This is a genomic window from Azoarcus sp. CIB (assembly GCF_001190925.1).
In the GTDB taxonomy this organism is placed as follows: domain Bacteria; phylum Pseudomonadota; class Gammaproteobacteria; order Burkholderiales; family Rhodocyclaceae; genus Aromatoleum.
Genome location: NZ_CP011072.1, coordinates 1,769,766 through 1,788,898 on the forward strand (window position 1 = coordinate 1,769,766; position 19,133 = coordinate 1,788,898).

General features: G+C 66.0%; 16 protein-coding genes. 8 read left to right on the forward strand and 8 right to left on the reverse strand.

Annotation, left to right across the window (positions count from 1 at the left end; all coding sequences use genetic code 11):
• Positions 1-20: 20 nt before the first annotated feature.
• Positions 21-1,325 carry a polyamine export protein PaeA gene (gene paeA, locus AzCIB_RS07765; protein WP_232299385.1) on the forward strand — a complete coding sequence of 435 codons (1,305 nt, stop codon included), beginning with the start codon at positions 21-23 and terminating at the stop codon, positions 1,323-1,325.
• Positions 1,326-1,340: 15 nt separating this feature from the next.
• On the opposite strand, the gene amaB is transcribed toward paeA, so the two are convergent.
• From amaB to AzCIB_RS07785, 4 genes are all read right to left on the reverse strand, one after another.
• Positions 1,341-2,861: an L-piperidine-6-carboxylate dehydrogenase gene (gene amaB, locus AzCIB_RS07770; RefSeq protein ID WP_050415370.1), complete on the reverse strand. Its 1,521-nt coding sequence runs from the start codon at positions 2,859-2,861 to the stop codon at positions 1,341-1,343.
• A 38-nt stretch (positions 2,862-2,899) separates the two neighbouring features.
• Positions 2,900-3,202 (reverse strand): hypothetical protein, encoded by a 303-nt coding sequence (locus AzCIB_RS07775; protein ID WP_050415371.1) that lies wholly within the window; start codon positions 3,200-3,202, stop codon positions 2,900-2,902.
• Positions 3,203-3,296: 94 nt separating this feature from the next.
• Entirely contained in the window at positions 3,297-4,121 is an 825-nt protein-coding gene (locus AzCIB_RS07780) for a class I SAM-dependent methyltransferase (protein ID WP_157058584.1), read from the reverse strand.
• A 59-nt stretch (positions 4,122-4,180) separates the two neighbouring features.
• Positions 4,181-4,741, reverse strand: a complete 561-nt coding sequence (locus AzCIB_RS07785) for a DUF1415 domain-containing protein (RefSeq protein ID WP_050415373.1) — start codon at positions 4,739-4,741, stop codon at positions 4,181-4,183.
• Between the two features lie 88 nt (positions 4,742-4,829).
• Between AzCIB_RS07785 and ylqF the strand changes: the two genes are divergently transcribed.
• Complete coding sequence (gene ylqF, locus AzCIB_RS07790; RefSeq protein ID WP_050415374.1) at positions 4,830-5,738, forward strand: ribosome biogenesis GTPase YlqF; 909 nt, start codon at positions 4,830-4,832, stop codon at positions 5,736-5,738.
• On the opposite strand, the gene AzCIB_RS07795 is transcribed toward ylqF, so the two are convergent.
• Entirely contained in the window at positions 5,704-5,913 is a 210-nt protein-coding gene (locus tag AzCIB_RS07795) for a dodecin (protein ID WP_050415375.1), read from the reverse strand. The two genes, ylqF and AzCIB_RS07795, sit on opposite strands and share 35 nt — an antisense overlap.
• Before the next feature lie 364 nt (positions 5,914-6,277).
• On the opposite strand from AzCIB_RS07795, the gene AzCIB_RS07800 reads away from it, so the two are divergent.
• From AzCIB_RS07800 to AzCIB_RS07825, 6 genes are all read left to right on the forward strand, one after another.
• A complete protein-coding gene (locus AzCIB_RS07800; RefSeq protein ID WP_050415376.1) occupies positions 6,278-7,480 on the forward strand; it encodes a YbfB/YjiJ family MFS transporter in 1,203 nt (400 codons plus the stop codon).
• A 56-nt stretch (positions 7,481-7,536) separates the two neighbouring features.
• Positions 7,537-9,162: an NAD(P)/FAD-dependent oxidoreductase gene (locus AzCIB_RS07805; protein ID WP_050415377.1), complete on the forward strand. Its 1,626-nt coding sequence runs from the start codon at positions 7,537-7,539 to the stop codon at positions 9,160-9,162.
• A complete protein-coding gene (locus tag AzCIB_RS07810) occupies positions 9,162-9,362 on the forward strand; it encodes a SlyX family protein (protein ID WP_050415378.1) in 201 nt (66 codons plus the stop codon). Before AzCIB_RS07805 ends, AzCIB_RS07810 begins: the two co-directional genes overlap by 1 nt.
• A 93-nt stretch (positions 9,363-9,455) precedes the next feature.
• Positions 9,456-9,701, forward strand: coding sequence for a CDGSH iron-sulfur domain-containing protein (locus tag AzCIB_RS07815; RefSeq protein ID WP_050415379.1), 246 nt, complete (start codon positions 9,456-9,458; stop codon positions 9,699-9,701).
• A gap of 188 nt (positions 9,702-9,889) precedes the next feature.
• Positions 9,890-14,401 carry a PAS domain S-box protein gene (locus AzCIB_RS07820; RefSeq protein WP_083446922.1) on the forward strand — a complete coding sequence of 1,504 codons (4,512 nt, stop codon included), beginning with the start codon at positions 9,890-9,892 and terminating at the stop codon, positions 14,399-14,401.
• Positions 14,398-15,612 carry an EAL domain-containing response regulator gene (locus AzCIB_RS07825; RefSeq protein WP_050415380.1) on the forward strand — a complete coding sequence of 405 codons (1,215 nt, stop codon included), beginning with the start codon at positions 14,398-14,400 and terminating at the stop codon, positions 15,610-15,612. Before AzCIB_RS07820 ends, AzCIB_RS07825 begins: the two co-directional genes overlap by 4 nt.
• Here AzCIB_RS07825 and AzCIB_RS07830 read toward each other — a convergent pair.
• The 3 genes from AzCIB_RS07830 to AzCIB_RS07840 are packed head-to-tail and all read right to left on the reverse strand — an operon-like array spanning position 15,609 to position 18,965.
• Positions 15,609-16,646, reverse strand: coding sequence for a CobW family GTP-binding protein (locus AzCIB_RS07830; RefSeq protein WP_050415381.1), 1,038 nt, complete (start codon positions 16,644-16,646; stop codon positions 15,609-15,611). The genes AzCIB_RS07825 and AzCIB_RS07830 overlap by 4 nt on opposite strands.
• Positions 16,647-16,684: 38 nt before the next feature.
• Positions 16,685-16,879, reverse strand: a complete 195-nt coding sequence (locus AzCIB_RS07835) for a YbdD/YjiX family protein (RefSeq protein ID WP_050415382.1) — start codon at positions 16,877-16,879, stop codon at positions 16,685-16,687.
• 4 nt (positions 16,880-16,883) lie between these two features.
• Entirely contained in the window at positions 16,884-18,965 is a 2,082-nt protein-coding gene (locus AzCIB_RS07840; RefSeq protein ID WP_050415383.1) for a carbon starvation CstA family protein, read from the reverse strand.
• Positions 18,966-19,133 lie beyond the last annotated feature (168 nt).

Genomic DNA, 19,133 nt, shown 5'->3' on the forward strand with positions numbered 1-19,133 from the left:
GAGGAGTGCGGAGTTTTATCGTGAGTCTGTCGAATCAGTTGCTGGTCATTGCCGCGCTCATCGCTTTGAGCGCGTTCTTTTCGATTTCGGAGATTTCTCTCGCTGCGTCGCGAAAGATCAAGCTGCGGCTGATGGCCGCGGGCGGCGACGCGGCCGCGGCGCGGGTGCTCGCGCTGCAGGAGAACCCGGGCCATTTTTTCACCGTGGTGCAGGTCGGGCTGAACGCCATCGCGATCCTGGGCGGCATCGTCGGCGAATCGGCGCTGTCGCCCGCGATTTCGGGCGTGATCGCGCTCGTCTATGACGGACCGATGCTCGACACGCTGAGCTTCGTGCTGTCCTTCATCGTCGTGACCTCGCTGTTCATCCTTTTCGCCGACCTGATTCCGCGTCGACTGGGGATGGTCGCGCCCGAGCGCGTCGCGGTCGCGGTGGTGAAGCCGATGCAGGTGTTCCTGATTGCGTTCGCCCCGGCCGTGTGGCTCTTCGACGGGCTCGCGAACCGCCTGTTCGCGCTGTTCAAGCTGCCCAACGTGCGCGCGGAGGACATCACTTCGGCGGATATCGTTGCGATGGCCGAGGCCGGTGCCCTGACTGGCACCCTGCTAAACCAGGAGCGTGAGCTCATCATGAACGTGTTCGAGCTCGATACGCGGACGGTCGGCTCGGCGATGACGAACCGCGAGAACATCGTCTTCTTCACGCTCAACGAATCCGAGGAGGGCATCCGCAAGAAGCTCACCGATCAGCCGCACGGCAAGTTCCCGGTGTGCGAGAACACGATCGACACGGTGGTCGGCTATGTGGACCTGAAGGACATCTTCACGCGCATCCTGTCCGGGCAGAAACTCTCGCTGCGCGCGGACCCGATGGTGCGCAGCGTGCTCGTCATTCCCGACACGCTCACGCTTTTCGAAGCGCTGGACCGCTTCCGCGCAGCGCGCGAGGACTTCGCGCTGATTGTTAACGAATATGCCCTGATCGTGGGCCTGCTGAGCCTGCAGGACGTCATGAACACGGTGATGGGCGAACTGGGAAGCACGCTGCAGGAGGAGCTCATCGTCAAGCGCGACGCCGATTCGTGGCTGATCGACGGCATTACGCCGATCGAGGACGTGATGCACGCGCTGGAGATCGACGAATTCGAAGGTAGCGAGAACTACGAGACCCTCGCCGGCTTCATGATGTATGCCCTGCGGAAGGTGCCCAAGCGCACCGATTCGGTGAGCTACGGCGGCTACAAGTTCGAGGTGGTCGACATCGACAATTACCGCATCGACCAACTCCTCGTCACGCGCGAATCCGCTGCGGCCCCTGCGAGCTAGGGCTGCCCGACCGGCTCAGGTTTCGTCCAGCCCGAAGCGGATGCCCTGCGCGAGGGGCAGCGCGCCCGAATAGTTGATCGTGCAGGTCGCGCGGCGCATGTAGCCCTTCCACGCGTCCGAGCCCGATTCGCGTCCGCCGCCGGTGTCCTTTTCGCCGCCGAACGCTCCGCCGATTTCGGCACCCGAGGGGCCGATATTGACGTTGGCGATTCCGCAGTCGCTCCCCGCGGCGGACAGGAAGCGTTCGGCTTCGGCAAGATCCTGCGTGAAGATCGACGACGCGAGCCCCTGGGGCACGTCGTTGTGCAACGCGATCGCCTCGTCGAGGGTGGAATAGCGCATCGCGTAAAGGATGGGGGCGAAGGTCTCGCGGCGGACGATGTCGTGCTGCGCGGGCATTTCGACCAGCGCCGGGCGCCGGTAGCAACCGCCTTCGGAGCCGCGCACCGTCACCGTTTCGCCGCCGAACACCTTGCCGCCCGCTGCCTTTGCTTCGGCGAGGGCGGCATCCATCGCCGCCCCGGCGCCGGTGTCGATCAGCGGGCCGACAAGGGTTGAGGTGTCGAGGGGGCTGCCGACGGGAATGCGGCGCCAGGCCGCGCGCAGCCGCTCGAGCAACGTGTCGGCGATCGATTCATGCACGATCAGGCGGCGCAGCGTCGTGCAGCGCTGTCCGGCCGTGCCCGCCGCGGCAAAGAGGATGGCGCGTTCGGTGAGCGCGAGATCGGCGCTGGGGCACACGATGGCGGCATTGTTCCCGCCCAGCTCGAGGATGGAGCGTCCCAGGCGCGCTGCGACGCGCGGCGCCAGTGCGCGCCCCATGCCGCAGGAGCCGGTCGCGGAAAAGACCACTATGCGGCGGTCGTCCGCGAGCAGAGCCGCGTGCTCGCGGCCACCGGTCACGACTTCGAGCAGGCCCGCCGGGGCCTCGCTCACGCCGCGGCATGCGCGCTCGAACAGGGCCCTGCAGGCGAGCGCGGTGAGGGGCGTGCGTTCCGATGGCTTCCACACCACGCTGTCGCCACACACCCACGCCAGCATCGCATTCCATGCCCATACCGCGACAGGGAAATTGAAGGCCGACACGACGGCGACCACTCCGGCCGGGTGCCATTGCTCCATCATGCGGTGGCCCGGCCGCTCGCTGGCGATCGTGAGACCGTACAGCTGCCGCGAGAGGCCACAGGCGAAGTCGCAGATGTCGATCATCTCCTGCACTTCGCCGAGCCCTTCCTGGCGGATCTTGCCGGTTTCGATCGTGACGAGCGTGCCGAGGTCGGTCTTGTGATCACGCAGCAGGTTGCCGAAGCGCCGCACGAGTTCGCCGCGCCGCGGAGCGGGCACGCTGCGCCAGGCGAGGAAGGCGTCATGCGCGCGCGCAATGGCCGCCTCCGTCGCGGCCTTGTCGGCGGCTCCGACCCGGCCGATCAGGCTGCCGTCGATCGGGCTATGGACGGCAAGCTCGCCGCCGTCGAAGCGCTCCTTCGCGACGCCGAGCGAGGCCAGCAGCGAGGAAGTCAGGGATGCGAGTTCCATGATCGGCCTCCGGGAGCAGATGCCGCGTTGACCCGTCCCTATGCGGAATCGTTCTGGAGCGAGCCGGGCGTTCCCCGCGTGTAGCGGAAAAGGGGCTTGTCACATTGCGAGCAGGCGACGACGCGACGGTCGTCGCCGGAATCGTTGATTCCGAACTCGCGGGTGTCTATCGAGCGGCAGTGTGCGCACACGACCGAATCGAGGCCGTGCGAGGCGAGGTATTGGTCGCGTTCGGGCAGGTTGCGCTGTGCCTCTTGCTGCCGCATGAACACGTGGAGAATGGCGAGGGTGCCGAACAGGAAGACGGCGGCGACCAGGACGGGGAAGGGAACATCGGACATGGGGGGACCCGCGGTCTGTTTGTGAACCAACAGCCTACCAGCGCACAACCGGTGCGTACTTCACCGTGATCAAGTTTGACGCCCCGTGTGCGGCTCAGTAGACGAAACGCTCGCGCAGGTCTTGCAGGTTCAGTTCGGCGAGGATGCTCTCCAGCCGCTCGCGCGCGTTGCCGCGGCGCTGGCCGGTGGCGCGGGCGATGATGAGTTCGTTCTTCATCGAATGTTCCCAGCCGACAAGTTCCGTGACCGTGAGCTGGTAGCCGTGCGACTCGAGCAGCAGGCAGCGCAGCACGTTGGTGAGCTGGCTGCCGAATTCGCGCGTGTGGATCGGGTGGCGCCACAGCTCGGACAGCGGGGTGCGGCCGAAGGATTCGTTCTTGTGCTTGCGCAGCGTGGCCGCGACTTCGGCCTGGCAGCAGGGCACCAGCACGATGAAGCGCGCACGCTTCTCGAGCGCGAAGCGGATGGCGTCGTCGGTGGCGGTATTGCAGGCGTGCAGCGCCGTGACGATGTCGATGTGCTCGGGCAGCTCGGCCGAGCGGATCGATTCCTCGACCGAGAGGTTCAGGAAGCTCATGCGCTCGAAGCCGAGCCGGTCCGCGAGTTCGCGCGACTTCGCGACGAGCTCCTCGCGGGTCTCGATGCCGTAGATGTGGCCACCGGTTTTGCCACCCTCGCGCGACTTCAGGAACAGGTCGTACAGGATGAAGCCGAGGTAGGACTTGCCGGCGCCATGGTCGGCGAGCGTGAGGTCCCCACGCGCGCTCATGACTTCGTCGAGCAGGGGCTCGATGAAGTTGTAGAGGTGGTACACCTGCTTCAGCTTGCGCCGGCTGTCCTGGTTGAGCTTGCCGTCGCGGGTGAGGATGTGGAGCTCCTTGAGGAGCTCGATCGACTGTCCCGGCCGGACATCGGGAATCGCAGCCGGTGCGGCGGGGAGTGCGGGCCGGGCCGCCGCAGGCTTGTGGCGCGTGCTGCTCACTTCTTCTCGTCCTGCATTCCGGGAATGCCGAGCGACTTCCAGCCGTCGAGCCCGAGCTTTGTCACCGTCTCGATGTTGCGGTCGTAGATCGCCTCGGCTTCCGGGTAGGCCGCAACGGCGCGCTCGATGCTCTCCTCGCGCAGCAGGTGCAGGGTGGGGAAGGGCGAGCGGTTGGTGAAGTTCGCGATATCGTCCTCGGCGGTGTCCTCGAATTGGAAGCGCGGATGGAAGCTCGCCACCTGCAGGATGCCTTCGAGCTCGTGCTCGATGACCGCTTCCTCCGCGATGCCGGCGATCTCGTTGAAGTCGAGGAAATCGGGAAACAGGGTGGGATGGATGAGCAGGGTCGTGTCGACGTCCTGCGGGTCAGCGGCGGCGAGAAATTCGAGCTCGCGGTCGAGGTCCTCGAGGAAGGCGTCCACATGCTTCGCCTCGCTGACGACGATGCGCACCTGGTTCTTCACATACACCGACTTGGCGAAGGGGCACAGGTTGAGCCCGATCACCGCTTTTTCGATCCACTGGCGCGTGGCCGCGATCACTTCGTCACGATTCATGCACTACCCCTCGAAAGGGCGCCATTTTGCCCCAATAGCAGGCCGAAGGAGGCGATAATGCGCGCCTTGTCCAACACTTACTGTCCAGATGTCCATCCAGTGGTTTCCCGGTCACATGACCTCGGCGCGCAAGAAGGCGGCCGAGACCATGGCAATGACCGACGTCGTGATCGAGGTGCTCGACGCCCGCATCCCCGAGGCGAGCAGCAACCCGATGATCCGCGAATTGCGCCTGTTCCGGCAGCGTCCGTGCCTCAAGCTGCTCAATAAGGCCGACCTCGCGGATCCCGTCACGACCCGCGCCTGGTTGGACTTCTTCAACGCGCAGGCCGGCGTGAAGGCGGTGGCGCTGTCGTGCAAGAAGCCGGGCGATGTCGCGCGCGTGCCCGGGCTGTGCCAGGCGCTGGCGCCGCACCGCACCGACGGCACGAAGCCCTTGCGCATCATGATCATGGGCATCCCGAACGTGGGCAAATCCACACTGATGAACGCGCTGCTCAAGCGGCGCGTCGCTGCGGTCGGCGACGAGCCGGCGGTCACGAAGTCGCAGCAGACCTTCGATCTCGGCTCGCACATGACGATCACCGACACGCCGGGCCTGATGTGGCCGAAGATCGACCACGATTCGGACGGCTTCATGCTCGCGGCGAGCCACGCGATCGGCCGCAACGCGGTGATCGACGAGGAGGTCGCCGCCTTCCTCGGTGACGTGCTGGTGGAGCGCTACCCGGATCTGGTCGCGACGCGCTACGGCGTCGCCCCCGAACGCATGGAGGCGCTCGATGGCGTTGGCGTGGTCGAGATCGTCGCGGCGCGGCGCGGTTGCCGCCTCAAGGGCGGCGCGCCAGACCTGGAAAAGGCCGCGCAGATCTTCCTGACCGACTACCGCAGCGGCGCCCTCGGGCGCATCAGCCTCGAGACGCCCGAAAGCCGCCGCGCGATGCTCGAAGCCGGCCGCGGTGTCAGTCCTCGAGCCGGAACCCCACCTTCAGCTTGACCTGGTAGTGCGCGACCTTGCCGTCGGTGATGTGGCCGCGGATCTCGGTCGCCTCGAACCAGTCGAGATGACGGATCGTCTTGCCGGCGGTCTCGATGGCGTTGCGGATCGCGGCATCGACGCTGTCCGGGGACGAACCGACGATTTCGACGAGTTTGTAGGTGTGGGCGGACATCGCGGTCTCCTTTGTTGTTCGGGGTCGAGATCCCAGTATAGATAGGCGAACCGGCGGCGCACGGTTGCTCCCTCCCCTTCAAGGGGAGGGTTGGGGTGGGGATGGGTTAAGCAGGCGGGACGGAAACCCATCCCCCTCCTAACCAGTAGTCTCGGCTGCGCCTCGCCGCTCCACAGGCGACGAGCAGTGCTCGCCGAAACCCCTGTTCCGCCCCCTTTGAAGGGGGAGGAACACAATGCCGTGCGCCATTTCGCTGCGCGGGCATATGCGCAGGGAATCAGTCGCGCTTATGTGCGCATATGTTGCACTTGCGCGATGCGTACCCATACCGTAGCGTATTGATCCGCACACCACGGCCCCGACGATGAGCGAATCACAAAAACAACGACTGAAGGTCCTGAGTGCCGGCATCCTGAGCCTGATCCTGGTGATGGGCGTTGCACGTTTCGCCTACACCCCCCTGTTGCCGCTGATGCAGCAGCAGGCGGGCCTCGGAGTGGCCGACGGCGGCTGGCTGGCAGCGTGGAACTACGCGGGCTATCTCAGCGGCGCGCTGATCGCCTCGATGACCAGCGACCTCGTGCTCAAGGACCGCCTCTACCGTATCGCGCTGGTCGTCGCCGTGATCACCACGGTGGCGATGGGCCTCACGACGGATGTGTTCTGGTGGTCGGTGTCCCGCTTCCTTGCTGGTCTGAGCACCGCCGGGGGGATGCTGCTGGGGACCGGGTTGATCCTGAACTGGCTCATCCGCCACCAGCACCGCTCCGAGCTGGGAATCCACTTCACCGGCATCGGCCTCGGCATCGCGGGCTGTGCGGCCGCTGTGGCGCTGATGACGCACTGGCTGGACTGGCGCACGCAGTGGTTCGTGTTCAGCGCGCTGGGCGTGCTGCTGCTGATTCCCGCGTGGCGTTGGCTGCCCCCGCCCGACAGTACGTCCCTCACGGTCGGCGGACAGAAGATGGAGGACAACCCGCCGGGGGCGGGCTTCCTGCGCGTGTTCATGGCGGCGTATTTCTGCGCAGGCGTCGGCTACGTCGTCAGCGCGACCTTCATCGTCGCGATCATCGACAAGCTACCCGGCCTGGGTGGGCGGGGCCCGCTCGTGTTCCTCGTGCTCGGGCTGTCCGCCGTACCGGCGTGCATCGTGTGGGACTTCATCGCGCGCCGGGTCGGTTACCTGAATTCGCTGCTGCTGTCGTTCGTGCTGCAGATCGTGGGCATCCTGCTACCGCTGGCGGGCGGCCTGATCCCGGCCATCCTCGGGGCGACCCTTTTCGGCGGCAACTTCATCGGCGCGGTGAGCCTCGTCCTCACGATGGCCGGCCGCTACTATCCGACCCGGCCGGCGAAGATGATGGGAAAGATGACCATTGCCTACGGCATCGCGCAGATCGCCGGGCCGGCAGTCACCGGCACGCTCGCGGCGCGCGGCGGCAGCTACGCGGATGGCCTGTACATGGCGGCGGGGGTGATGACCGTCGGAACGGTTCTGGTCGTGGTGCTCAAGGTAATGGCCGCGCGGGGGCCCGAAAACACAGTGACGGCAGGCAATCCCGTTTAAAATCGCGGCCTTCGACGTGCTCGGCACGTCCCCGAGAACCTGCGACCGGAATCACCATGCTGCGAATCAACGAACTCAGGCTGCCCCTCGATCACCCCGAGGGCGCCCTGAGGGACGCCATCGTTGCCCGCCTGGGCATCCAGCCCGCCGAACTGGGCGAGTTCACTGTGTTCAAGCGCAGCTACGACGCGCGCAAGGTGAGTGCGATCACGCTCAGCTACACGATCGACGTGCAGCTCGCGAACGAGGACGCAGTGCTGGCGAAGTTCGCCGGCGACCGCAACGTGGTCCGCACCCCCGATACCAATTACCGCTTCGTCGGCAAGGCGCCGGAGCAGCTCGCCCATCGGCCGGTGGTCGTCGGCTTCGGCCCGTGCGGCATCTTCGCGGCGCTGATCCTCGCGCAGATGGGCTTCCGCCCCATCGTGCTGGAGCGCGGCAAGGCGGTGCGCGAGCGCACCAAGGACACCTGGGGTCTGTGGCGGAAGGGCGTGCTCGACCCCGAGTCGAACGTGCAGTTCGGCGAAGGCGGGGCAGGTACTTTTTCGGACGGCAAGCTCTACAGCCAGATCAAGGACCCGAAGCACTACGGGCGCAAGGTGCTGACCGAGTTCGTGAAGGCCGGTGCGCCGGAAGAGATCCTGTACGTGAGCAAGCCGCACATCGGCACCTTCCGCCTCGTCGGCATGGTCGAGAACATGCGCGCGGACATCATCGCGCTGGGCGGCGAGATCCGCTTCCAGCAGCGCGTGGCAGACGTGCGGATCGAGGACGGGCACCTGCGCGGCGTCGTGCTCGCGAACGGTGAGGAAATCCGCTCGGATCACGTCATCCTCGCGCTCGGCCACAGCGCGCGCGACACCTTCGAGATGCTGCACGAGCGCGGCGTGTACATGGAGGCCAAGCCGTTCTCGGTCGGCTTCCGCGTCGAACATCCCCAGTCGCTGATCGACAACGCGCGCTTCGGCCCCAACGCCGGACATCCGGTGCTGGGCGCGGCCGACTACAAGCTCGTCCATCACGCGAAGAACGGCCGCTCCGTGTACAGCTTCTGCATGTGTCCGGGCGGAACGGTCGTCGCGGCGACGTCCGAGCCGAACCGCGTCGTCACCAACGGCATGAGCCAGTATTCGCGCAACGAGCGCAACGCCAACGCCGGCATCGTCGTCGGCATCACGCCGGACGATTATCCGGGCGGCCCGCTTGCGGGCATTGCGTTCCAGCGTCACTGGGAATCGCGCGCCTACGAGCTGGGTGGCGGCGACTACATCGCGCCGGGCCAGCTCGTCGGCGACTTCGTCAAGGGGCAGCCGTCCAGCGTGCTCGGTTCGGTCGAGCCGTCGTACAAGCCGGGGGTGAAGCTGGGCGACCTGTCCACGAGCCTGCCCGACTACGCGATCGCCGCGGTACGCGAGGCGCTGCCGGCCTTCGAGCGCCAGATCAAGGGTTTCTCGATGCGCGATGCGGTGCTCACCGGGGTCGAGACGCGCACCTCGTCGCCGCTGCGCATCACGCGTGGCGGGGACTGCCAGAGCCTCAACGTGAAGGGTTTGTTCCCGGCGGGCGAGGGTGCGGGATATGCTGGCGGAATTCTCTCGGCGGGGGTCGACGGCATCCGCGTTGCCGAGGCGGTGGCCACGTCCATCCTCGGCGACGTGACCGTGGTGGCGGAGGAGGCGTGATGGAAGGCCGCCTCGACCGCATCGAAAGCAAGCTCGCACTCGCCGAGGACGCAATCGACGAACTCAACATGACGGTGTTCCGCCAGCAGCAGCTGATCGACCGCCTGCAAAAGCAGGTGCTTGAACTGCACCGCCAGATCTCCTCCGGGGCGCCCGGCGAGCGGCGCGACCTGCGCGAGGAAATTCCGCCGCATTACTGAGAGGTGGTGGACTGGCCGAGCGTCACTGCGGTCGTCTAGAGTGGGGAAGGCGCAGGCCCGGCGGCGGGCCCGCTTCACTTCAGGAGAGACGTCATGACCGAGCCGGAACCGACCATCGCGCAGAAGGCGCCCTATGCCGTCGAGCTGGAAGCCGGCAAGAGCTATTACTGGTGCCGCTGCGGCAACAGCAAGAACCAGCCGTTCTGCGACGGATCGCACAAGGGCGGTCCGTTCCTGCCGGTGAACTTCACGGCGCAGGAGACGGGCACGGCCTATCTGTGCGGCTGCAAGCACACCGGCAACCAACCCTATTGCGACGGCACGCACAAGACGCTGTAAGGGGGCGGTGACCGTATCCCTCACCCTCGCGGACGGAACGCGGATTGCCGGAGCGCAAGCACCGGGGCGGTGCGGCAACGAGTGGGGAATATCGCCCTTGGATGCCAAGGGGGTGATAAGATCGCCCCAAAGCAAATAACGGCGACATTTCGTATCCCCGTTCGCCCCGATGCGCGAGGTGCGTCCCGATGGCCGATTCCGGTTTGCAACGCGGCCCCGCTTCCTTAGGTTCGAATTCGCTGGCCGGGATTGCCGAAAGTCCGGCAGGGCAGACGGCTCCTGCCGGTGCCGCGGGGCCTGCGGCCGTGTGGCTCAGGATCATCGTCGTCGCGGCGATGTATGTCGCGGCTGGCCTGTTGGCGCGCGCGCTGACACAGTCATCAGGCTATGCGTCGCCCGTTTGGCCCGCGGCCGGCGTCGCGCTCGCGGCCTTGCTCGGCTGGGGCGTGCGTTGCTGGCCCGGAGTGTGGCTGGGCACATTCGTATTCACCTTGCAGTCCGGCGGTATGGCAGCAGGCGCCATCGTCCCTGCCTTCGTCGCAACCGGGGCGACCGCCCAAGCGCTGCTCGGTTACTGGTTGACCAAGCGCTTTCTGCTCACGCCGATATCTCGTGCACGGACCCGCGATCTTGCGCGTTTCCTGCTGCTGGCGGGACCGGGCGTCTGTCTGGTGGCGGCGAGTATCGCCGTCGGCACCCGGCTGGGATTCGGACGCATTGCTTCGGCAGAGGCCGGTGGGGAGTGGCTGGCATGGTGGGCGGGCGACACGCTGGGGGTGTTGCTGTTTGCCCCCCTGATGCTGCTCGCGTGGCCGGGCGTTCATCCGCAGTGGGTACGCATGCGGGGCAAAGCAAGGTTTTCCATTCTGCTGCTGCTCGTGATCACACTGCTTTCGGCCGGAAGCTTCGGTGTCGCCCGGCTGGCGGAAAGCCGCAAGGGCGCAGAAATATCAAGATTGATGGACGAGGTATTCGAGGTCGGATTCTTTCCCCTGCCGGGCATCATCGCCCCGCTCGAAGGGGTCGAGCACTTCATCAATTCGAGCGAGGTCCTGAGCGGAGCCGAGTTCACTACGTTCACGGGATGGATCACCCGTCATCCGGCGGTGATGTCGATCGACTGGGCGCCGCGCGTGCTGGATGAGGAGCGCGAGCGCTTCGAGCGGGCCGTACGCGCCGAAGGTTCGCGCGGCTTTTACATCTTCGAACCCGGCAGCGACGGCACTCCGCAACGCGTCTCGAACCGGGCGGAATATTTTCCGATTTTGTATAGCGCACCGCAGGAAGAGGGGCGTGCGGTCCTGGGACTCGACCACGGCCACGATCCGCATAGACGCGTCGAGATGGAGCACGCGCGCGAAAGCGGCACGTCCCACCTGGTCCGCGTAGTGCCATTGTTGCGCACGAAGCACATGTCGTTGCTCGTTTTTCATCCCGTGCGGGGTATCGCGCGTGCGTCATGGATCGGTGCGGGGCGCGCAGGCACTCACGATCTGCTGGGCCATGTCGTGGGGGTTTTCGACGTCGAGCAACTGTTCGTTCCTCTGGCCGCGGCGGCACGCGCCCGGAATATCGGTTTCCGCGTGTCGGACATGACGGCCGGCGGCACCGTGCAGACCTTGCTCGACGAGATGCCTTCCGGTGCAAAGCCGGCCATGCGCAGGTCCATCGAATTCGGCGGACGCACACTGAGTCTGGAAATGGCGCCTGACGGGTCGGCGGCAGTCATAGGCCATCGTCTCGAGGAGCGGATCTATCAGGTCTTTTCGGTTCTGGCGGCCCTCCTCGTAGCCTATGTATCGCTGAGCAACGCAGGGCATACGGCGGCCATCGAAGCGGAAGTGGCGGAGCGGACGGCAGATCTCAAGCGTGCATTGGACGCCCGCCTGGCCGCGGAAGACGAGCGTGACCGAATCTTCGATCTGTCTCTTGACCTGCTCGGGATTGGGGGCGTCGACGGTTACTTCAAGCGCGTGAATCCGGCCTTCAGCCGCACGCTCGGCTGGAGCGAGGAGGAAATCCTGTCGCGGCCCTTCCTCGACCTGGTCCATCCCGACGACCTCGAGGCGACGCTCTCCGAGCTGGACTCCGTTGCCCATGGCCGCACGACGATCGGCTTCGAGAATCGCTATCGCTGCAAGGACGGTACGTGGCGCTGGCTGGAGTGGACAGCTTTGCCGCTACCGGACGGCTTGATGCTGGTGACGGCGCACGACTGCACGCAACGACACGAAAGAGCCCAGCAACTGCGCGAACTCAACGCCGAATTGAGCCGTCGCGTCGGCGAGCGCGAGGCGGCGCTGGATGCCCTCGGCGCGAAGGAGGAGGAGATCCGCGCGGCGCTGGACAATCTGATCGAGTGCGTCGTGACCATCGATGCGCGAGGGATCGTCCAGGGGGCGAACGCGGCTGTCGAAGCGGTGTTCGGTTACCCGCGCGATGAAGTCGTCGGACGCAACGTTTCGCTGCTGATGGCTTCGCCGCATCGGGAGCAGCACGATGATTACCTGGCGCGCTACCTGATGACTGGCGAGAGGCACATCATCGGCACGACCCGCGAAGTGGAGGGGAGACACAAGCTCGGCCATCCGATCGCACTGGAGCTGAGCGTTGCAGAGTACCGCATGCACGACGATCAGTTCTTCATCGGCACGCTGCGGGACATCGGCGAGCGCAAGGCATTGATCGCGGCTCTGACGCATGCGCGGGAAGACGCGGAGCAGGCAAGCCGCGCGAAGTCGGCCTTCCTGGCGGCGATGAGCCACGAGATCCGCACGCCGATGAACGGGGTGGTCGGGTTGATCGAAGTGCTGGCGCGCAGTGGCCTGCCGGAACATCAGGCCGATCTCGTCGGGACGATCCGCGAATCCTCCTCGACGCTCCTGCGCATCATCGACGACATCCTCGATTTCTCGAAGATCGAGGCCGGCCGGCTGGAACTCGACATCGGGGCGGTATCCATCGCGGATCTCGTCGAAGGCGTGGCCGGTTCACTTCTTCCGGTGGCGGCTCGGCGCCATGTCGACCTGTCGGTGTTCGTGGCGCCGCAGGTGCCCGAGCGCGTGCAGGCCGACGAGGTGCGGCTGCGGCAGGTCCTCTACAACCTGGTGGGCAACGCGATCAAGTTCTCGGCCGGTCGTCCGCACGTGCGCGGGCGAGTGTCGGTCCGCGTAACCGTCGCCAGTACCACGCCCTTGCGACTCGCGGTCGCGATCGCGGACAACGGTATCGGCATCGAGCCAGAAAAGGTGGAGGAGCTGTTCACCCCCTTCACCCAGGCGGAAACTTCCACGACGCGCCGATTCGGTGGAACCGGCCTCGGACTTGCGATCTGCAGGCGACTCGTGACCCTGATGCAGGGCGAGATCGAGGTTCGCAGCGAACCCGGAGCGGGGTCGACGTTTACCGTGACAATCCCCTTCGTGCAGTCGGACGAACAGCCGGTGCGGACCGTGCCCGAGCTAGGCAGCGTGAATTGCGTCGTCGTCGATAGCCCCGAATTCAACACCGAGGATCTGCGCGTGTACCTTGAGCACGCGGGGGCAAGCGTATTCCCGGCGGACGACGAAGCTGCGGCCGGCGTGATCGCGGCGGGGTTGGCAGCACCGGTGGTCCTGATCGAGTTTGGCGGCGAACGGCGGAGTGGAGGCAGCGGAACGCCTGCCATCGCGAGCGGCGCTGCCCGCGTGAGGATCACGCGCGGCCGGCGCCGGCGTCCGCGCATCACGGGCCCCGACACGGTCATGCTCGACGGCAATGCGTTGCGCCGGCAGTCGCTGCTGCGGGCCGTCGCGGTCGCTGCGGGGCGTGCGTCGCCCGAGATCTTCCACGCAGGAGCCGCTGAAAGCACCGTGCAGGCAACCAAGCGTGCGCCGAGCATCGACGAGGCGCGCCGGCAGGGTCGCCTGATCCTCGTTGCCGACGACGACGAGATCAACAAGAAGGTGATTCTCGAACAACTCGCACTGCTCGGTCACGCCGCGGAGTTTGCCGACGACGGGGCCGAAGCCCTGCGGATGTGGCAGCGTGGCGGCTATGCGCTGATCCTGACGGATCTGCACATGCCGAACATGGACGGCTATGGACTTACGGAAGCGATCCGCAAGGCCGAAGGGGGGGCGACGCGCATACCGATCGTGGCGCTTACGGCAAACGCCCTGCAGGGCGAATCGCGGCGGGCGCTCGAAGCGGGGATGGACGAGTATCTGACCAAGCCGGTTCGGCTCGATGTGCTCGGCGCACATCTCGAGCGATGGCTCCCGCGGCAGGGCGCGGCGGTCGGGAAGGGGGAAACGGGCGTGCCTGAGCCCGCACCGGACACCTCGGCTTCGGCGTTGCCGATCTTCGATGTGTCCGTCCTGAGCGGACTGGTGGGGGATGATCCGGTCGTCATTCGCGAGTTCCTGTGCGACTATCTGACCTCCACAAGGAGCCTCGCAGCGGAAGCGCGGGCGGCATCTGCCGCACGGGACAGCAGCGCGGTCGCCGCCAGCTCGCACAAGCTCAAATCTTCGTCGCGTGCGGTGGGCGCACTGGCCCTCGGGGACCTGTGCAACCGCATCGAAAGCGCGGTGCGGGCGGCAGATTCGGACGCGCTGGAGCGGGAGATGAGCCAATTCGACGCTACGGTCGGCGCGACCGAATCCGCTATCGCGAGGCTGTTGAACGAACCGATTTCCGTGATCGGGGGTAAGCAATGAAGATACTCGTGATCGATGACGAACCGTTCGCGCGGAAGCTCCTCATGCATCAGCTCGGGCGACTGGGGGTCGAACACGCGCAGCCGTGTGCGAGCGCGCAGGAGGCCTTGGCGCTGCTCGAGCGTCCGGGTGAAAGTCCCGATCTGATCTTCTGCGACCTGCAGATGCCGGAGATGGACGGCGTCGAGTTCGTCCGGCACCTGGTGCGTGCGGGTTATGCGGGCGGTCTGGTACTGGTCAGCGGCGAGGACGAGCGGCTCGTGCAGACCGCGGCGAAGCTCGCCCGGGCGCACAAGCTGAAGGTGCTCGGTGCGCTCAACAAGCCGGTGCCGATCGACAGCCTGAAGCAGTTCCTCGATGGCGACGTCGCTCACAGTCCCGCCCAGGGGCGTAACGAACGCAAGACTTACTCCGCTGAGCGTTTGCGGCGTGCGATTGCCGACGGCGAGCTGGTCAATCACTACCAGCCCAAGGTCGAGCTCCCTTCGGGCGCGGTCGCCGGGTTCGAGACCCTGGTGCGCTGGCGGCACCCGGAGGACGGACTGATCTTTCCCGATCAGTTCATTCCGCTCGCCGAAGAGAGCGGACTGATCAACGAACTCACGCGGTCGGTGTTGCGCACGGCCTTGCGTCATGCGCGCGCATGGAGCGACGACGGCTTCCCGCTGCAGGTGGCGGTCAACGTGTCGATGGATAATCTGGTGTCGTTGGACTTCCCGGATTTCGTCGAGCGCGCGCTTGGCGAGGCCGGTATTGCGGCAAGCGGCCTGTTGCTGGAGGTTACGGAGAGCCGCCTGATGAAAGATCCGCTGGCGCCGCTGGAAGTGCTAACGCGCCTGCGGCTCAAGCGCATCGGATTGTCGATCGACGACTTCGGCACCGGACACTCCTCGCTCGCCCAGGTGCGCGACATTCCGTTCAGCGAACTCAAGGTCGACCGCGGTTTCGTGCATGGCGCCTGGCGCGATGCCTCGCTGCGCGCGATTCTGGAGGCGAGCCTTGGGATGGCTCGCCAGCTCGGCATGAAGACGGTCGCGGAAGGGGTGGAGGACAGGGAGGACTGGGACTTCCTGCGCGACAGCGATTGCGAACTGGCGCAGGGTTGGTTCATCGCCAAGGCAATGCCGCCCGAACAGATACCGGACTGGATCGCCGACTGGGAAGTGCGGCGGCCGACGGTCGTGGATTTCGGAACACGATCAACACCCTAACAGGGGGCGATCACGCACTCCGCAAAGCCGGCACGTAGTTCGTCCGCCTGCAGCCGGCGGCCGATCACGACGATGCGCGAGCGCCGCGTGTCGTCATTCCAGTCCGTGCCGTAGTCGAAGCCGGCGAGACGGTGCACGCCCTGGAACACCAGCCGGCTCGCCTGGCCGGGAATCGCGAGCACGCCCTTGTAGCGGAGCAGGTCGTCGCCGTGGCGGTCGAGGAGTCCCTGCACGAAGGTGCCGATGCGGTCGAGGTCGACGTCGCCGGCGTGTTCGAGCAGCAGCGAGCCGATCTCGTCGCTGTGCGCCGCAGCGCCAAAAATCGCTCCTGCCTCCGCGACCGGGCGGAAGCGCGGTGTCGCGGGGGCTTCGTCGGCGAGCAGGTTTTCGTTGAGGTTGAAGCCGCGGATATCGAGCAGGAAGCCGACATCGAGTTCGCCGGTTACGAGTTGGCGGATCGGCGCTCGCGGGTTGATGCGCGCGAGCCGGTCGAGCAGTGCGTCGAGCACATCGGCTGCGACGCCCTCGCTCTTGGATACGAGCAGGCGGTCGGCGAAACCGATTTGTTTCAGCAGGACGGGGTGTTCGGCGAGCTGACGCGGGGCGTGGACGGCATCGACCACCGTGAGCACTGCGTCGAGGAGGTAGGCCTCGGCGAGCTCGGGTTCGGCGAAGAAGGTCTGGATCACCGGCCCGGGATCGGCGAGGCCGGTGGTTTCGATGACGATGCGGTCGAAGGCGAGCTCGCCGCTGTCGCGGCGCGCCTTCAGGTCGACGAGGTTCTTCGCCAAGTCGCCGCGCACAGTGCAGCACAGGCAGCCGTTGGTCATCTCGACGACTTCCGCGCTTTGCTGCACGAGCAGCTCGCTGTCGATGTTGACCGGCCCGAACTCGTTTTCGATGACCGCGATGCGGTGCCCGTGGGCCGTCGTCAGGATGCGGTTCAGCAGCGTCGTCTTGCCGGCGCCGAGAAAACCGGTGAGGACCGTGACCGGAATCGGGACAGAGGAAGGGTTGGGGTTGGGGTGTTGCATGCTCGATCCTTGTTCCGTTCCGGTTTCTTGACGGTTCCTCAACAGCAGCGGCCGGTGCCGCCGCCGTAGCGCGCTTCCTGACGCTCGCGGAAGAATTCCTCGTAGCTCATCACCGGCCGGTCGGGGTGCGTCGCCTTCATGTGCGCGACGTAGGTATCGTAGTCAGGCAGGCCTACCATCAGGCGGGCGGCCTGCCCGAGATACTTGCCGAGCTTGGAGAGGTCGTTGAACACGGGCTTACGCCGCGGCGCCCTGCGAGGACGTGCCCGGTGCGCCGACTTCCTGCGTAGTCGGATGCGCCACGCGGTAGGCCTGGTAGCAGGTGCGTGCGCCGAACACCAGGATGCTCAGGACGACGAGCATGAAGAACGCGGTCAGTCCGGCATCGATCTGGTTGTTGAGGATGATCTGGTGCATCTGGTCCAGCGACTTCGCCGGTGCGAGCAGGTCGCCGCGGGCAAGGGCGTCCTGATAGCGCGACGACTGGGCGAGGAAGCCGATCTTCGGGTTGGCGTCGAACACTTTCTGCCAGCCGGCGGTCAGCGTGCAGGCGAGCAGCCACACCATCGGCAGGACCGTCACCCACGCGAAACGCTCGCGCTTCATCTTGAACAGCACGACCGTGCAGAGGATCAGCGCGACGGCGGCGAGCATCTGGTTGGCGATGCCGAACAGCGGCCACAAGGTATTGATGCCGCCCAGCGGATCGACCACGCCCTGGTAGAGGAAGTAGCCCCACGCAGTGACGCACAGCGCGGTGGCGATCGCGTTGCCGGCCCAGGAGTCGGTGCGCTTCATCGCGGGGACGAAGGTGCCGAGCAGGTCCTGCAGCATGAAGCGACCCGCACGCGTACCGGCATCGACTGCGGTGAGGATGAAGAGCGCCTCGAACAGGATCGCGAAGTGGTACCAGAAGCCCATCATCGCGGTGCCGCCGAACATCTTCGAGAAGATCTGCGCCATGCCTACCGCAAGGGTCGGCGCGCCGCCGGCACGCGCGATGATCGTGTTCTCGCCGACCGCGGCCGCGGTGCCGGTGAGCGTTTCCGGCGTTACCACGAAGCCCCAGCTCGAGATCACTTGCGCAGCGCTTTCGGCCGTCGGCCCGAGCACGGCGAGCGGGCTGTTCATCGCGAAATACACGCCCGGGTCGATGATGGATGCGGCAACCAGCGCCATGATCGCGACGAACGATTCCATGAGCATGCCGCCATAGCCGATCAGGGGCATGTGCGACTCGTTCTCGATCATCTTCGGGGTGGTGCCGGAAGAAATCAGCGCATGGAAGCCGGATACGGCGCCGCAGGCGATGGTGATGAAGAGGAAGGGGAACAGGCTGCCCGACCAGGCGGGGCCGGTGCCGTCGATGAAGCGCGTGACCGCCGGCATTTCGAGGTCGGGCGCGACGAACAGGATGCCGACCGCGAGCGCGAGGATCGCGCCTATCTTGAGGAAGGTCGACAGGTAGTCGCGCGGCGCGAGCAGCAGCCACACGGGGAGCACGGAGGCGACGAAGCCGTAGCCGATCAGCAACCAGGTAAGTTGCGTGCCGGTGAAGGTGAACAGCGCCGCCAGCGCGGGATCGGCAGCGATCTTGCCGCCGCCCACAATGGCCCAGATCAGCAGCACGAAGCCGATCACCGAGATCTCGCCGATACGCCCCGGGCGGATGTAGCGCGCGTAGATGCCCATGAAGATCGCGATCGGGATCGTCGCGGCGACGGTGAAGGTGCCCCACGGGCTTTCGGCCAGCGCCTTCACGACGATCAGCGCGAGCACCGCGAGGATGATCACCATGATCATGAAGGTGCCGAACAGCGCGATCACGCCGGGAATCGGCCCGAGTTCGGACTTGATCAGGTCGCCGAGCGAGCGGCCGTCGCGGCGCGTGGACACGAATAGCACCATGAAATCCTGCACTGCGCCGGCCAGCACGACGCCAGCCAGGATCCACAACATGCCCGGCAGGTAGCCCATCTGCGCCGCAAGCACCGGGCCGACCAGCGGGCCGACCAGCGGGCCGGCGCCGGCGATGGCGGCGAAATGGTGGCCGAACAGCACGTACTTGTTGGTCGGCACGTAGTCGAGGCCATCGTTGTTGCGGCAGGCCGGGGTACTGCGGTCGGGATCCAGCGACATCACCCGTTTCGCGATGAACAGGCTGTAGTAGCGATACGCGATGAGGTAAACGGAAACCGCGGCGACCACGATCCACAGGGCGTTGATCGTTTCACCGCGATTGAGTGCGATATATGCGAGCGCGAAAGCGCCGAAGATGCCGACAAGCGCCCACAGCGCGTGTCTCGACAGCGTGGCCATCTATACTCCTCCTCTCTCCGGATAGGCCGTTGAATCAGGCTCTGGTCTTACCGGATCTGGTTCCGGGTCCCGGCACCCGTGTGCCGGGGATCACACATTAATGTCGCGGAACGGCGCTCCGCGGACCATTCGCACTACTACTTTCCGGGTCTGCGTAGTACTACGCAG

What these genes read in the sequence shown, in the direction of transcription:
- AzCIB_RS07825 (WP_050415380.1), top strand. Translation starts at nt 14,398, where the DNA reads ATGAAGATACTCGTGATCGATGACGAACCGTTCGCGCGGAAGCTCCTC.
- AzCIB_RS07805 (WP_050415377.1), top strand. Translation starts at nt 7,537, where the DNA reads ATGCTGCGAATCAACGAACTCAGGCTGCCCCTCGATCACCCCGAGGGC.
- AzCIB_RS07840 (WP_050415383.1), bottom strand. Translation starts at nt 18,965, where the DNA reads ATGGCCACGCTGTCGAGACACGCGCTGTGGGCGCTTGTCGGCATCTTC.
- AzCIB_RS07800 (WP_050415376.1), top strand. Translation starts at nt 6,278, where the DNA reads ATGAGCGAATCACAAAAACAACGACTGAAGGTCCTGAGTGCCGGCATC.
- AzCIB_RS07830 (WP_050415381.1), bottom strand. Translation starts at nt 16,646, where the DNA reads ATGCAACACCCCAACCCCAACCCTTCCTCTGTCCCGATTCCGGTCACG.
- AzCIB_RS07810 (WP_050415378.1), top strand. Translation starts at nt 9,162, where the DNA reads ATGGAAGGCCGCCTCGACCGCATCGAAAGCAAGCTCGCACTCGCCGAG.
- AzCIB_RS07775 (WP_050415371.1), bottom strand. Translation starts at nt 3,202, where the DNA reads ATGTCCGATGTTCCCTTCCCCGTCCTGGTCGCCGCCGTCTTCCTGTTC.
- amaB (WP_050415370.1), bottom strand. Translation starts at nt 2,861, where the DNA reads ATGGAACTCGCATCCCTGACTTCCTCGCTGCTGGCCTCGCTCGGCGTC.
- ylqF (WP_050415374.1), top strand. Translation starts at nt 4,830, where the DNA reads ATGTCCATCCAGTGGTTTCCCGGTCACATGACCTCGGCGCGCAAGAAG.
- AzCIB_RS07820 (WP_083446922.1), top strand. Translation starts at nt 9,890, where the DNA reads ATGGCCGATTCCGGTTTGCAACGCGGCCCCGCTTCCTTAGGTTCGAAT.
- AzCIB_RS07815 (WP_050415379.1), top strand. Translation starts at nt 9,456, where the DNA reads ATGACCGAGCCGGAACCGACCATCGCGCAGAAGGCGCCCTATGCCGTC.
- AzCIB_RS07795 (WP_050415375.1), bottom strand. Translation starts at nt 5,913, where the DNA reads ATGTCCGCCCACACCTACAAACTCGTCGAAATCGTCGGTTCGTCCCCG.
- AzCIB_RS07785 (WP_050415373.1), bottom strand. Translation starts at nt 4,741, where the DNA reads ATGAATCGTGACGAAGTGATCGCGGCCACGCGCCAGTGGATCGAAAAA.